This is a genomic window from Paludibacterium sp. B53371 (genome assembly GCF_018802765.1).
Classification (GTDB): Bacteria; Pseudomonadota; Gammaproteobacteria; order Burkholderiales; family Chromobacteriaceae; genus Paludibacterium.
Genome location: NZ_CP069163.1, coordinates 2,818,225 through 2,832,933, shown reverse-complemented (window position 1 = coordinate 2,832,933; position 14,709 = coordinate 2,818,225). Strand labels below are relative to the sequence as shown.

At 65.2% G+C, this 14,709-nt stretch carries 7 protein-coding genes; 5 read left to right on the top strand and 2 right to left on the bottom strand.

Going from position 1 to position 14,709, the window contains the following annotated elements; translation table 11 throughout:
- Nucleotides 1-13 precede the first annotated feature (13 nt).
- Both JNO51_RS13485 and JNO51_RS13480 read left to right on the top strand, forming a co-directional pair.
- On the top strand, nucleotides 14-6,307 hold the full coding sequence (locus JNO51_RS13485; RefSeq protein ID WP_215778120.1) for a TcdA/TcdB pore-forming domain-containing protein: 6,294 nt from the start codon (nucleotides 14-16) through the stop codon (nucleotides 6,305-6,307).
- Nucleotides 6,308-6,427: 120 nt separating this feature from the next.
- Nucleotides 6,428-7,378: an L-threonylcarbamoyladenylate synthase gene (locus JNO51_RS13480; protein ID WP_215778117.1), complete on the top strand. Its 951-nt coding sequence runs from the start codon at nucleotides 6,428-6,430 to the stop codon at nucleotides 7,376-7,378.
- Between the two features lie 74 nt (nucleotides 7,379-7,452).
- Here JNO51_RS13480 and JNO51_RS13475 read toward each other — a convergent pair whose 3' ends face one another.
- The gene (locus JNO51_RS13475) at nucleotides 7,453-8,661 is read right to left on the bottom strand and encodes a hypothetical protein (RefSeq protein ID WP_215778114.1); all 1,209 of its coding nucleotides are present in this window, start codon (nucleotides 8,659-8,661) and stop codon (nucleotides 7,453-7,455) included.
- A 344-nt stretch (nucleotides 8,662-9,005) separates the two neighbouring features.
- Nucleotides 9,006-9,887, bottom strand: a complete 882-nt coding sequence (locus JNO51_RS13470) for a LysR family transcriptional regulator (RefSeq protein WP_215778111.1) — start codon at nucleotides 9,885-9,887, stop codon at nucleotides 9,006-9,008.
- 98 nt (nucleotides 9,888-9,985) lie between these two features.
- Here JNO51_RS13470 and JNO51_RS13465 point away from each other — a divergent pair, with 98 nt between their 5' ends.
- The 3 genes from JNO51_RS13465 to JNO51_RS13455 are packed head-to-tail and all read left to right on the top strand — an operon-like array spanning nucleotide 9,986 to nucleotide 14,704.
- Entirely contained in the window at nucleotides 9,986-11,443 is a 1,458-nt protein-coding gene (locus JNO51_RS13465) for an NADH-quinone oxidoreductase subunit L (protein WP_215778107.1), read from the top strand.
- A complete protein-coding gene (locus JNO51_RS13460; protein ID WP_215778101.1) occupies nucleotides 11,440-13,869 on the top strand; it encodes a YbcC family protein in 2,430 nt (809 codons plus the stop codon). Before JNO51_RS13465 ends, JNO51_RS13460 begins: the two co-directional genes overlap by 4 nt.
- Nucleotides 13,859-14,704 (top strand): DUF6671 family protein, encoded by an 846-nt coding sequence (locus JNO51_RS13455; protein ID WP_215778098.1) that lies wholly within the window; start codon nucleotides 13,859-13,861, stop codon nucleotides 14,702-14,704. Before JNO51_RS13460 ends, JNO51_RS13455 begins: the two co-directional genes overlap by 11 nt.
- Nucleotides 14,705-14,709 lie beyond the last annotated feature (5 nt).

Below are 14,709 nucleotides of genomic sequence, written 5' to 3'. Positions count from 1 at the left end.
AGCGAAGCCATTCATGATTGATACAGATTTCCCTCTTGAGCCCGGGGTGTCGGCATTGTCTCTTGACCCGCAGGCGGCTGCCGCGCTGGAGGCAGTGCGTCAGGCTGCCGCCATGGACGAAGCGCTGGCCGTTGAGGCCCTGCCAGCGATCCAGCAGGCGCTGGACCAGGCCGATGCAGCCCGACTGCAGTGCGAGCAGGCGCACGAGGCGCTGCGTGTCTTGCGCCAGGACCCGTCGGCCGACCGTGCCGCGCTGGCCGAGGCCCGCCAGCACTATGAGCAGTCCCTGCAACAGGCCCGTGCCTTGTGGCAGTCTGCCGCCGCGGCGGCACGTGCCGCCCATCAGGCCCTGCGCACCGAACAGCTTGGCCAGATCGAACTGGCGGATGAGACCGATGAGGCCGAGGTGGCGGAAAGCGGTGAATTGATGTCGGAGGCGGCATGGCGTCAGGGCCTGGAAGCCGAGGGCATCGTACTGAACCCGTCCGGCGGGCATTACCGTCCCTTGTGGCTGATGCGCCTGCAGGATGTGCGGCTTTATCTGATCAACGCCCTGCAGCCCGGGCTGAGTCGTATGGCGCAGACCCAGCGTCTGGCGCTGTTGCAAGCCGCACTGCGGAGTGTGCCGCGTGCCAGCGCCACGCTGGCCCGTCTGGCACGCCAGGCCACGGCACGGCTGCAGCAGTTGGCCAAGCCGGTGCCGGGCAATGTGCACTTTCTCTGGCTGGGGGCGTTGCCGGCCACGCTCAAGGCCAGTCTGCGTCTGTTTCTGGCTCGTCAGCAGGCTGCCGATGCGGTGCCGCTGCGCTTCTATCTGGCCAGTGACGAGCGGGCGCTGATGGCGCCACGCCTGAATCAGTTGTTGAAAAAGCTGGCGCTGGCCAGTATCAATGGCCTTCCGGCTGACAGCGAGCGCACGGCACTGTTCCGGCAACGCTGGCTGCAGTTGCAGAACCAGGCCTATGAGGCCCTGCTGCCGCGGCTGATGCCGTCGGGCAGTGACCCGTCGCAGGTGGTGATCGATTTCATGGTCGAGGTACATGGTCAGCCACGGGCCGAGTTGCAAGCCTGGCTGGCGGCGGCGCGTCAGGAGTGGGCCTCGGTCGAGCAGATCTTTGCCGAGCGTTTCGGCGCCGGCAGCCTGCAACGCGTCGATCTGGCCAGCCTGTTGCCGGCGGAGCATGCGTTGTACCCGATTTATCTGCAGGAGCTATGGCTGCGCGGCAATTTGCCGGCGGCGGCGGATCTGGGGCGCTCCCTGCTGCTGAACCAGTACGGCGGCAGCTATCTGGATGCCGATGTCAGTCTGCGGCCGCGGGCCGAGGTGTTCAGCGGCCGTACCTTGCCCACGCTGGAGCGTGAATTGCTGGCACGGGTGGCACGTCATAGTTCGCCAGACACCCTGACCGGTAATCTGGCGGTGTTCTCCACCCAGTTGCACGCCATTCGGGTGCAGGCGACTCACAATCATCTTGCGCAGTGGCCGGGCGATCCGTTCGGCGTGGCGGCGCTGGCGGGGGATCAGGCCTATCAGGCGCTGCGCGACAATCTGATGGTGCAGTTCGTGCCGGAGATTGCCGAGCTGGCTCAGCGATATTTGCAGGAAGTGCAGGGAGCACCGGCCAGGCGCCTGCAAGGGATCGGGCAGGAACTGTCGCAGGTGTTGCCGGCCTTGTTCGAGCCGATCCCGCGGGCGACGGTTGGCGCCGTGGGGCTGGCGATGCAGCGTCGTCCGCGCCTGACCATCGGCTTCGACATTGATGTCATGCATGCTCGTGCCGGGGCTCCCGCCTTTGCCCACTATTGGCAACTGGTGCAGCAACGCTATCGCGAGCTGTCTGAACGACAGTTGCTGTGGTATCCGGACCTCCCGCAAGCCCTGCCCGAAGATGCCGACTATCGTGAGCGTGCCCACGGTCTGTACCGGCTGGATGGCATGGAGGTGGATTCGGGGGTAACCGGCTATCTGACCGGACCGAATGCCTTTGCACGCGCCATCTTGCAGGCGCTGGCACCGGATGAGCCGCAAGATGACAGCGACGACAGTGCGCAGAGTGACACCTCGGGGGACAGTGCCGCCAGCGAGATCAGCGATGAGGAGGAGGGTTCTGCTGTCCGTGAGGCCGATGCCATGCCCTGGATGGCCTGGCGCGACTGGCAGCAACTCACGGCGGAGGATGCTTTGCCGCTGTATGCCGCGCCGGCGTGGCTGGCGTCGGATACCCCGGCGGATATCGAGTCGTCCTGGCGCGGCGCCCCCTTGCCGGCGCGTCTGTCGCTGAGCGAGGCGTCGAAGTATGCCCGGCAGTTGGTGTTGTCGCTCGACCAGCGTGAACTCACGCAGACCGCCGCCCGCTATCTGAACAACCGTCACCCGAACTCGCGGCATATCGTGCGCCAGGGGGATGGGGCGCTGCGGCTGGACAACCGTCTGGTTCAGCAACTGGATGCCAGTCAGTGGGATGACAACAGCCGTCTGGTGCTGGTCGGGCAACTGAGCGCCGATCAGCGCGAGCTGGGCGATCTGCCGGCGGCGGCGCTGGCGCGGCTGATCGCCCAGCTGCTCCCGCCTGGCGGGCAGATTGCCCGCATCAAGCTGGTGGCCAATGCCAGTCTGCCGCTGGCACCTGGCCGCGGGCCGGACTATGTGGAAAACCTGCTGCGCGCGCTGCGTGCCGAAGGTGTCGACGGGGCGACGGTCAAGAGTTATGGCAGTGAGCTGGTGGTCGATGTGTTCGGCCAGGTGTGGCAGAGCGACATGCCGGGTGGCGAGTCCTGGCAGCGTGGCGGCGGCCTGCGCTATCTGGCGCGGCTGGAGGGCGAGCAGTTTGTCCGTGTGCCGGTCCCTGAGGCCGGTGTGCCCGGGCTGGCGCGTTATCAGCCGCCCTATGCCGTGGCTCTGCCGGGCGAGGCGGTCAGCCGGCGCGCCGTGCTGCTGGTGGTGCCGCAGGAGGTGTTGCAGCGTGCCGGGGGCACCTTGTTTCATCAGGCGGTGTACAGCTTGCGGCACAAACATCCGGAGACCGAGTTTTATGCCTTGAGCGAGCAGGATGGCGTCTGGCGTCAGTGGGTGATGCGCCCGGTCGGCGAGGGCAGCGGGCGTGATGGCTGGGTGCGTCTGGCCGAGCCCCTGCGTGGTCGCTTCGCCAAGCTGACGGTGCTGGGGCATGGCGAGGGTGATCTGGGGCTGGTCAGTGCCATGCGCCAGCCGGATTTGCCGGCGCAACTGGCGGGGATGCTGTCCGAGGTGCGGGCCATCGGGCATCTGGCACTGTTGGCCTGCCAGAGTGAGCCCGAAACCGGTGCCTTGCTCTATCACGCCTTGCGTCAGGCTCATCCCGAGTTGTCCTTGTCGCGCCTGAGCGGCTCTGAGCAACAGGTTTATCTGGTGCGGCGTGGCGGCCCGCTGCAGGGCACCATTCAGCCCGGTCGCCATGTCTACCGGGTGGGCAATCAGTTGCAGCATGGCGGCCATGTCGGCAAATGGCAGTTGACCCCCCAGCCTGACGGCAGCCTGCAGGTAGCGCGTCATGTGCCGTCACCCTATCCCCGAGCGACCACGGTGGTGAACGATGGGGGCCACGGGGTGGTGGGCCCCTTCGATCTGTGGCAGCAGCAGGCGGAGGCCCGGGCGGCACAGGTGCAGGTCGAGGACTGGCTGGGCACGCAGGAACGCATCCTGAGCGCGGTCTACGAGGCGCAGGGCTTGTCGCGCAGGGAATGGCTGGCGGTGCCGGACAGTCTGCAACGTCTGGCTGACGGGGGGTATCGCCTGAGTCTGGTACATCGTCAGCGTGGCGAGGTGCGCCAGGTGATGTTGGCCGAAGGGGCAGCACTGGCGCGGGCCCAGGCATCGTTGCGAGATCTCTGGCGGCAGCTGGCGTCACAGGTCGAGGTTGGCCCGGCAGGGTCGCCGTTGCGGTTGAAGCCCGCTGTGGAGGGGGAGGCCGGCGGGCTCAACAGCATGAACTCGGCCTTCCTGATCATGGCGCTGATGTCCTGGCTGTCCGGACGCGCGTTGTCGACCGAGGCGCGCCTGTCCGCTTACTGGAATCTGGCCGCCATGGGGACCGCCGTGGCCGGTGACGGCGTGCAGTTCGGCCGTCTGGTGCTTGAGCTGGCAGCGCCGGAGAGTGCCGCGCTGTCTTCGCTGGCCTTGCTCGCCAGGGCTTTCGAGACCGGTAACATGCTGTTCATGGCCGGGTCGGTGGTCTGGGATGGCTGGCGCTTCTTTCATGCGCCGGACCCGGTCAGCCGTGCGGCAGCGGGAACACAGTTCGGCTTTTCTTCGGCGGCGCTGTTGCTGCAGCTGGGCAGCGGTGTGCTGACGCGCCTGTTGCCTGAAGCGGCGCTGGCGGGTCCCTTTGGCCTGCTGGCACTGCCGCTGGCGGCGGCCGGTTTCGGCTTTTCCGCGCTGGCGGGGCAGATCGCCGCGCATCAGCAGCAGAGCCATGGCTTGCTGGACTACCTGAGCAAGGCGCGCGATGGCTATCGGCGTGGTGGTTTTCTGCGTGATGAGGAAAGTGGCGCCATGGTGGCCGACCCTTATGTGGTGATCGAACAGCTCGACTTTCTCAACGGTCAGCTGACCTTCGGCAGCCAGCAGATGGTCAAGAGCGGTTATGACGATGCGCTGAGTCGCCCCAGCCGGCGTCATGGCCAGCATTTCGCCTTGCGCGAAGCGTTCGGCGTGCCGCGCCAGCTGGCCTTGCCGGACAGCGATGCCGAGTGGGTACTGCCGTCGACACCGGCTTTGTGGCTGGATTATCAGTACACCGCCGGCCGGGTCAGTCTGAGCGAGCGCGAGCAGCAAGTGGTGACGTTGCTGGAGCAGGCCGGGGTGTTTGCCTTTGCCCGCGGTATTTACTCGGCCGGGGCGCTGACGCTGCGCCGTCAGGCGCTGTCCCTGTCGGTGATCCTGGCACGCGGGGCGCAGACGTTGTGGTTCAGCCGGGGCAGTGGCGAGATGGCGTATCGCCTGCAGGGGCAGGGGGGCAGCTACCGGCTGATGGGGCTGCATGCCGGTGTCCGTCTGCAGCTGAGCGAGGCGCAGCCTTCACATTTCGAGTTGTCGCTGCCGGATGCCCGGCTGGCCACGCCGGAGAGCGTGCAGCTGCAAGATGGTCAATTGTTGCTGCACGATGATCAGGGTGGCGTATTGACGGTGGGAATGCATGGTTTGCGCGGCAGTTTGCAGGTGGCGGGCAGTATCGGTCGCTGGCAGATCGATCTGTTGAGCGGGGTGGTGCGCCTGCAGGCGCTGGATTTGCGCAGCGGATCGCCTGTGCCGGCACGCGAGCAGTGGCAGCAGTGGCAGCGCCAGAGGCGCGTCGCCCCGCTGGTGCGGCTGATTCACGGGCAACTGCCGGCGCCGCTGCCCGCTTCGGCATCCGCCGCAGCTCGCGCAGTCTGGCGCCGGCAATGGTCCGAGCAACAGTCATACTGCAGGGAGCAATGGTACGACAGTCGGCAGGGGCGCCTGCTGTCCAATGGCATTGACGATGTTGGTCGTCTGGCGATCGGTCTGCGTTGTGTCGGCGTGACTGCCGAACATGCCTATTACTTTAATCCGCTGCAACTGGCGTTCTGGCGCAGTGCGCGTGACAGCGACCGGTTTGACGGCCGCATCCCGCTGTGTTTTGGCGGCGAGCAGAGCCTGATCGAGTCGGTGGTAGCCGCCGGGGCGCATTGTCTGGTGAGCCAGCGCATCGAAGGCGAAGGGCGGCCTGCGCTCGGCTTGCGTTATGTGCTGCAAGACGGGCAAATGGTGTTGCACAGTGTGCAGGGGCTGGAAGAGCGCCCGCTGCATGCCTGGCTGGCCGGCTGGCGGTCCCCGGTGGCGGGCGAAAATCTGCTGGCGCCCTGGCAGTCGCTGCTGACCGGTGCCGCACCAGGACGTGGCGTACAGCTGACCTCGCCACAGGTGATCGAGACGGTGCTGGCACCCTGGTTGTTAATGGAGACGAGCACCGCGCGTCGCCTGGTCTGCCTGCCGGCGCAGGGGTGCTGGCAGGTGCTGGAGGCCGGGATTGCAGACCAGGTGCCGGTTCATGTCTGGCACACGCCGGCCGGTGCGCGCCTGTTGTGCTGGTCAGCCTCCAGCGGCCAGCTGTGGTTGAGTGAGGCCTTGCAGGCGGGCGTACCAGGTGGGGCGTTGAGCTGCCTGCCGCTGCGTGGTGTGCGCGCAGTGCAGTCCCGCGGCACGGCTTTGTGGCTGACGTGTGCCGATGGTGCGCTGCGCATGCTGACGCTGACTGATGGCGGTCAGCCGCGCTGGTCTGAGATGATCCGGCCGGAAACGGCGTAGCACCCTTGCAGGGTCTGACAGCAGGAATGAGACGGTTCCGGGGCACTGCCCCGGACCGTTTTTTGCATGCTGCAGCCGCAGCATGGATAATGGCGGTTCTCTGTCTCGATTGCTGCTGCCGTGAACCCCACTGTTACCACCGATATCGATCAGGCCTGTGCACGCTTGCGCGTGGGCCAACTGGTTGCCATTCCCACTGAAACCGTTTATGGACTGGCGGCCGATGCCTGCAATCTGGACGCGGTGCAGAAGGTGTTCCGGCTCAAGCGTCGTCCGGCCAGCAATCCGCTGATCGTGCATCTGGCGGAAGCCGCGCAGTCGGTCAACTGGGTCAAGGATGTCCCGCCCGCCGCAGAAAAGCTGATGAAAACCTTCTGGCCCGGGCCGCTGACGCTGGTGTTGCCGGCGGCCGACCATGTGTCGCGGGTGATTACCGCCGGTCAGGGCAGTGTGGCGCTGCGTGTGCCGGCCCACCCGCAGGCACGCGAACTGCTGCATCGTTTTGGCGGCGGGCTGGTGGCACCGTCAGCCAATCGCTATATGTCGATCAGTCCGACCTCGGCGGCGCATGTGGCGCGCCAGTTTGCCGGCGAGGATTTGCTGATTCTGGATGGCGGCGCCTGCAAGGTCGGACTGGAGTCGACCATTGTCGGCCTGCTGCCCGGCGAGCCGCCGCGTCTGCTGCGCCACGGCATGTTGTCTGCGGCCGAGCTGGAAGCGGTGCTGGGCTGCAAGCTGGAGGTCGGTGCCAAAGGCGGGCTGCGCGTGCCCGGCCAGCATCACCGTCACTATGCCCCGCATACGCCGGCCTGGCGCTTTAGTGAGGTGCCGGCCGAAGCGCTGGCGGATGCTGGCTGTGCCTGGCTGTGGTGCGGTGGTGCCCAGGCCAGCGCCGGTCCGGCGCTGGATCTGGGGGACGATCCCAAAGCCTATGCGCGTGCGCTGTACGATGCGCTTTACCAGCTCGATCACCTTGAGGGCATCAGCCGTTTGCTGATTCAAACCCCGCCCGACACGCCCGCCTGGGCGGCCGTGCACGACCGCCTCCATCGCGCCAGTCAGCCGGTCTGACGAAATGGCTTTCCGTTCTCCATAAAAAAACCGCACGCCAGCAGCATGCGGTTTTTTTGATCACTACCGGATGGTCAATGAGACGGCCAGTCCTGATTCTGGGAAACAGCGCCGATATGGCCTGCATTGAAGTTATCCATGCTGTCACCATACATCTCCGGCAAATAATCCCCCAGTTCCGCGGCAGTCACCGGCTGCTGTACGGCCGGTGAGGCATAACAAGCCGCATGAATCGGGGAGCCTTGCCAGTTCTCATCCGCCAGCTTGTACCGCAAGATCACAGCGTAATCCGGGTTGCCCAGATAATAGCCCCTGTATTTCCCCCAGGTAATGACCGGCGGTGTGTTGGGATCGTCGCTGTATTGCAAACTCTTGGCTCGCGAGTCGCTGTTTGGACCAAAGAAGACGTAGGCATAGCCATCCTGGTCTTTCTGGCTGTCGAGCATGCGGCCGTTGACCGTCCAGTAGGGCATGGTCGGGTTGCTTTGCGTGGTGTTGGCACTGACGCTGAAGTAACGGGCCTGATAGGACTTGAAGACCAGATCTGGTTTGTCAGCGCTGATGAAAGTCTTGGGGACCTTAATGCGCATGATCATCATTTCCTGATTGGGCTGTTTGTAGGCAGTCAGGTAGTTGGCGCTGCAGCCATCTGCGGCAATGCCGTCCAGATGGTTATTGCCATTTTGCGATGTCTGCTGATCAGGGCGGTAAAACGCAATGGCACCATCATCATTGCTGCTCAGCGTGGCAGGACGAAGCAACTGCGCAGACCGCAACGGCGGGATGGCAGAGGGCTGGGGTGCCGCTTTGTGTTGCGCCGCCTTGTTTGCTTGAGTGCTGAATGGTTCCTGGTAGGCGAACACCGACGGGTTCAGCTGTCGGAAAGGATTCGCCTTGCTGGTGGCCATATCCTGATCGTAGATCTGGATTTGCTCGCCGGAGGAGAGATTGTCGAGCGAAACGTTCATGAAGGCGTACTGCTGGAAGGTGCCATGTATGGTCACCTGGTTCGCATAAGCCGGAACAAACGCGGCATAGTATTGCGCATATTGGTCATAGCCCAGCAAATTGGATCCCCCCAGATAATCGAGACCACCAAAGCCGCTGAGATAGAGCAGATCAACCGTGCTGCCGTCGTCCAGCGTGACGGTGGGTGGGGTCATGTCTTTTTGCCACCCCGTTTCGCTGCCATCTCCCCAGGGTTGATAGATGCGAACGATCAGCGCATTCCCTCCCCATTGCCAGTTTTCCGGAATATTGATGGTGGCGGAATAACCCGGCATGGCGTTGTCAGCGCCCTGCGGGAGACTGACGGGGGCCGCCTGAGCGCCTGTGGACGCGCCGAGGAGCAAACAGGTGGAAAGCATGGAGGAAAGAATGTGTTTTTTGATCATCTTGGCCAGAAAAGTCAGAGCCAGCACTCAGCCTTGCCGTGATCCTGGCGCGTCTGGTGCAGGACAAAAATAAAAAATTCGACGACGCCCGTGCCTTCGACAACGACACGTGCCTGACGCCGATGGTTTTGGTTGCTGTCAGTGTGACGTGCGTATCTTCTTGTCCTGTACCCGATGTTGTCTGTAGGTCCTATCTTAATTGACGAAATGTCGAAGGGAATCAATGCGATCCTTTAAGTCTTCCATGCCGCCAGCAGCGCCGCGAGTCCCGGCGGCTGGAACTGCCGTTCGACAGTAATGGCGTAAAACGTCTCTTCGACCTGGGGCAGGGTGCAGTACTGCACCAGCTGCCCCTGTTGCAATTCATCCTGTACCACCACAGCCGGCACCAGCGCCACGCAGCCGGCATCGCGCGCCAGCAGGCGCAGCATCGCCATGTCGTCGACTTCGGCACGGATCTTCGGCGTCACCCCCCATTGTTCACACAGCGTGCTGAAGCGTCCGCGCAGTTCGCTGTCCGGACCGGGCAGGATCATGGCGCAATCCTGCAGGCTCTGCGGTAGCCGGAAGGGCTGGTCGTCCCGGCGCGGCGGGCCGACCAGACAGACACTCTGGCGCGAGAGCGGGCGGCAGCGCCAGGGTTGGCGCGCATCGCTGCTGACTGGCCGGTTGGACAGGATCACGTCCAGCTCGTGGGCCTTGAGCAGGGGCAGCAGGGTTTCCAGCTGACCGGACCTCAACAACAATTGCGTGTCGCTCGTGGCCAGCAGCGGACGCAGGAAGTTCTCCTGAAAATTGCGCGACAGGGTGGCGTCACTGCCGACACGCAGCCGCCGGATCCCGGCGGCTCGGTGGTTGTCCAGCGCCGCCATCATTTCCTTGCCCAGAGAAAAAATGCTCTCGGCGTAACTCAATACCATGCGACCGGTCTCGGTCAGGCTGAGACTGCGGCCCTCACGCTCGAACAATGGCTGGCCGAGCTGCGCTTCCAGCTGACGGATTTGTGAGGACAGCGCCGATTGCGACACATGCAGGCGCTCTGCTGCGCGTGTCAGGTGGCCTTCGCGTGCCACGGCCCAGAAGTAATGCAGGTGGTGGAAGTTCAGTCTGTGCATGGTTCTTTAAAATAGAACGGAATGTAAATTTTATTCTATTTTACGAGAGGTAAAGGGCAAGGCAAAGTATGCGCCATGCTTGTTTTCAGGAGGCGCTCATGCCGAATTCCCTTTCTCTGCTCGCGCTGTTGCCACTGAGCTATCTGCTGGCCGGGGCGCTGCTGCCAGTGTTTCGGCGCGATGACCAGGCGTGGTCATGGGCCGAGGCCATCAGTCTGCTGGCCTTGTTTTTTGTGCTGGCGGGCGCCTGGCCGGCCTGGCTGGCTGCTCAGGGGGTGATGGTCGCCGTCAGCCTGCTGATCGCTTTGCTGGGCTGGGTGATCGTGCGCTATTCACGGCGCTATTTGCGTGGCGAGCCCGGACAGCGCCGCTATTTGCTGGCCATGCTGTGGACCCTGGCCGGCGCGGCCACGGTGGTGCAGACCGATCATCTGCTGTGGCTGGCGCTGGCCTGGACCGCCACCAGCCTGACCTTGCACCGTCTGTTGCTTTTTTATCCGCGGCGTGAGGCGGCGCAGGTGGCTGCGCACAAGAAGTTCATTGCCAGCCGGCTGGCCGATGTTTGTCTGTGGCTGGCACTGACCCTGATCTATCAACAGGTCGGCAGCGGTTCGCTGGCGGCGCTGAGCAGCGAGCTGGCGCGCCAGGGAGGGACGCCGGGGCTGCAGCTTGCCGCCATCCTGCTGGTGTTTGCCGTGTGCCTGAAGACGGCGCAATTGCCGGTGCATGGCTGGCTGCTGCAGGTGATGGAGGCGCCGACGCCGGTGTCGGCGCTGCTGCATGCCGGAGTGGTCAATCTGGGGGGCGTGGTGCTAATCCGGCTGGCGCCCTTGCTGGAGGTCGTCCCGCTGGCGCAATGGCTGCTGGTGCTGGTGGGCAGTCTGACGGCTTCGGTGGCCGGCCTGGTGATGATGACCCGGGTGAGTATCAAACTGCGGCTGGCCTGGTCGACCTGCGCCCAGATGGGTTTCATGTTGCTGGAGTGTGGTCTGGGCTGGTATTCGCTGGCTCTGCTGCATCTGCTGGCGCATTCACTTTATAAAGCGCATGCCTTCCTGTCGGCCGGCGAGGTGCTGCAGCATTATCGTCAGCGCCAGGGGTGGCCGGCGCTGTCCCTGCCTGGCTGGCCCTGGCTGTGTGTGGTGCCGCTGCTGCTGTTTGTCATGCTGCTGCCGACAGGGTTGCCTGCTCCCCTTTGCGGGATGCTGTCCCTGGGGCTGGCACCCTGCCTGTGGCAGGTGGCTTCGCCGTCACTGGCGCTCTGGGGGGGCTTGCGCGTGGCTGGCCTGCTGGCGCTGTATCTGCTCTGGCATGCGGTATTTGGCCAGTGGCTGCCTCATGGTCTTGCCCCCGAAGGGGCGGCCTGGTGGGCCGTGGCCTGGCTGACGCTGCTGTATGGCCTGCAGAGCTGGCTGGCTTGTCATCCGGCCGGACGTCTGGCGCAGTGGCTCTATCCCCGTGCATATGGTGGTTTCTATCTGGATGAGTGGTTTACCCGCCTGACTTTTCGTCTCTGGCCGCTGGCGCGGCCGCTGTCTGCAGGAGAACGCCCATGAATGCCCGTAGCGACGCTGCCGTCAGCCAGCAGACGACCTTGTGTGCCGCGGTGGAGCGTGCCTGTGGCGGCATTGCCCCGGCCTGGCCTCTGGATCAGCTGATTGCGGTCAATCCGCACTGGGGCGCCATCGACCTGCCGTTTGCCGAGCAGGGGGCACGACTGACGCGGCTGATGGGGCGTTCGCTGTTTCCATCCCGTCAGCGTTTTGCCGAAGACTGGCGCCAGGGCCGTATTCAGCCCGGGCATCTGGACCTGGCCTTGCAGGAGGGCGACCACAGCTGGTCGCGTGCCCGGCTGATCGCGTGGCTGGATCAGCCTGAGCCACCCGCGCAGCGCTGGCCCTTGCTGGTGCATGTCCTGGATGCGCGGAGAGATCTGGGGCATGCCCCGGCCTGGAGTACGGTGCTGACGCAGCAGATCAGCCAGTTTTGTGCCGCCTGGTTTGACGATGGTCAGGCGGATTGGCATGCGCCGCATGAGGGCAGCCTGTATCAGGCCTGGTTGCATGGTGTGCAGCATGATCATGCCGTCAGTCTGTTGCTGAACGCGCCCTGGCTGGCGGCGCGGGCGCGTGGCTTGCCCGATCAGGCTGAGGCGCTGCTGTGCCATGCCCTCTCCGTGCTGGGGCTGCCCGAGCCGTTGTGGGCAGACTATCTGCAGGCCCTGCTGTTGTCGGTCAATGGCTGGGCAGCGCATTGTGCCTGGCGTGACTGGCCCGAGCGACCGCAGGCGGGTCAGTTGCGTGAGTTGCTGGCCATCCGGCTGGCCTGGGAATGTCTGCTGGATGATGGCCGGCGTGAGGCAGGCAGCGTCTGGCATGACTGGCTGCAGGCCTGGCAGCAACGGCCTTCGCCCCGGGTCGATCAGGCGGCGGCCTTGTGGCTGCGTGCCCGTGAGCTGGCCTATCAGCTGCCGCTGGCGCGACAGCTGGCCGGGGTACGGCCAGCGGCGGCAACCTCGCCGTCGGTGCAGATGGTGTTTTGCATTGATGTGCGTTCCGAGGTGTTGCGGCGCCATCTGGAGCAACAGGACAGCCGCATCGAGACGCGTGGCTTTGCCGGCTTTTTCGGCTTGCCGATTGCGTTTGAACCGCTGGGGATGGCGCTGCGTCAGCCGCAGTTGCCCGGTCTGCTGAGTCCGACGATGACGGCGGTCGAGAGTAGTGGACAGTCGGCGCTGGATCAGCGTCTGACCACCCTGAGACAGAGACGGCTGCTGCGCCGTCAGGCGGCGCAGCCGTTTGCCCGCATGCCGGCTTCGTCTTTCCTGCAGGTCGAGGCGCTCGGTCTGGGCTATGTGGGCAAGTTGCTGCGTCGCAGTCTGCCGGGACGCGCGCTGACCGCCGCAGTCGCTGGCTTGCGTGGTGCCGAGGCCGCGCGCCTGCGCCCGCGGGTACAGATCGAGGGAGATGCCGCGCTGGATCTGGCCGAGCGGGTGTTGACGGGCATGGGCTTGCAGGGGGCGCTGGCGCCGCTGGTGTTGTTGGTCGGTCATGCCAGCCAGAGCGCCAACAACCCGATGGCGGCCGCGCTGGATTGCGGAGCCTGTTGCGGCCAGAGTGGCGAGGTCAATGCCAGGGCGCTGGCTGAGTTGCTCAACCGTCCGTCGGTACGGGCCGGCCTGGCGCAGCGCGGCTGGCCGCTGGGCGAGACGCTGTTCCTGGCTGCGCTGCACCAGACCAGCACGGATGTCCTGCAGTTGTTCGACACCGCTGGGCTGCCGGCGGCGCAGCAGGCGGCGGTGAATCGGCTGCTGCCCGTGTTGCAGCGTGCCAGCGAGGGGGCGCGTGCCGAACGCGCCGGGCGGCTGGATCTGGTGCCGCAGAGCGGGCAGGGTGCGGGCTTGCTGGCGGCCTTGCAGGTCAGGGCCTGTGATTGGGCGCAGACCCGTCCGGAGTGGGGGCTGGCCGGCAACGCAGCGTTTGTCGCCGCTCCGCGTCGGCGCACGCAGGGGCGGCCGCTGGATGGCCGGGTCTTCCTGCACGACTACGACTGGCGGCAGGATCCCGACGGGTGCTTGCTGACGCAGATCATGACAGCGCCGGTGGTGGTGGCGCACTGGATCAATCTGCAGTACTACGCCTCGACCGTCGACAACGAGCGTTTCGGCAGCGGCAACAAGTTGCTGCACAACGTGGTGGGCGGGCATCTCGGGGTGTTTGAGGGGAATGCCGGCGACTTGCGCATCGGTTTGCCGCTGCAGTCGCTGCATGATGGCCGCGACTGGGTGCATGAACCCTTGCGCTTGTCGGTGTTGGTGGAGGCGCCGGTCGCCATGCTGGATCAGGTGCTGGCCGCGCAGGATCTGGTACGGCAACTGGTGCAGAATCAGTGGCTGTTCCTGCTGCAGATCGATCCGCAGTCCGGGGCCGTGGCGCTCTGGCGCCGCGATGGCTGGCAGGTGGTGGCCGGTGATGGCGCCTGATCCGCTGTATGCCGGTCAGACCGTCGCGTTGTTGAGTTTGCATGACAAGGCGCGTCTGCTGGCGCCGCTGCTGAGCCAGGCCGGGCTCGCCGTGCAGCCGGAGACCGGCTTCGATACCGACCAGCTGGGCAGTTTTACCCGCGAGCATGCCCGGGCAGGCTCGCAGTTGCAGGCTGCCCGAACCAAGGCCAGGCTCGGTATGTCGCTGACCGGGCTGCCTCTCGGTCTGGGGAGCGAGGGCAGTTTTGGGCCGGATCCTTTCGGGATGGGGCTGCCGTGGAACGTCGAAGTGCTGGTGATGTTGGACGATCGTCTGGGGCTGGAACTGGTGGCGTGGGCGCAGGGGCCTGCCCGGCATCATCATGTGCGGGTGCCTGACTGGCCGGCCTTGCTGGCGGCGGCCCGGGCTGCCGGATTTCCTGCCCATCGCCTGGTGTTGCGTCCGGAGGGACCGGATCATCCCCTGCTGTACAAGGGGCTGGCGGACGAGGGGGCCTTGCGTCAGGCTTTCGAGCGGCTGCAGCAGGCTTCCGCCAACGGCCAGGTGTTCATGGAGAGTGATTTGCGGGCGCACTGCAATCCCACCCGGCAGGGCGTGATTGTCGAGGCCGGGCAGGCCTTGCTGGCCCGTTTGCGCGCACATTGCCCGGCCTGTTATGCCCCCGGCTGGAACAGGGTCGATACGGTGCCGGGTCTGCCCTGCGAGGCTTGTGGCTGCCCGACACGTCAGCCGCTTGCCTGCCGCTGGGTCTGCCTGCGTTGTCGCCATGAGCAGCTAGAGCCGGCTGCGTCCGGTGCGGCGGATCCTGCCACTTGCGACTTCTGCAATCCCTGATGCGC

Excerpts from the sequence above, each read along its gene's own strand:
- JNO51_RS13470 (WP_215778111.1), bottom strand. The coding sequence starts at position 9,887 with ATGCACAGACTGAACTTCCACCACCTGCATTACTTCTGGGCCGTGGCA.
- JNO51_RS13465 (WP_215778107.1), top strand. The coding sequence starts at position 9,986 with ATGCCGAATTCCCTTTCTCTGCTCGCGCTGTTGCCACTGAGCTATCTG.
- JNO51_RS13460 (WP_215778101.1), top strand. The coding sequence starts at position 11,440 with ATGAATGCCCGTAGCGACGCTGCCGTCAGCCAGCAGACGACCTTGTGT.
- JNO51_RS13485 (WP_215778120.1), top strand. The coding sequence starts at position 14 with ATGATTGATACAGATTTCCCTCTTGAGCCCGGGGTGTCGGCATTGTCT.
- JNO51_RS13475 (WP_215778114.1), bottom strand. The coding sequence starts at position 8,661 with ATGCCGGGTTATTCCGCCACCATCAATATTCCGGAAAACTGGCAATGG.
- JNO51_RS13455 (WP_215778098.1), top strand. The coding sequence starts at position 13,859 with ATGGCGCCTGATCCGCTGTATGCCGGTCAGACCGTCGCGTTGTTGAGT.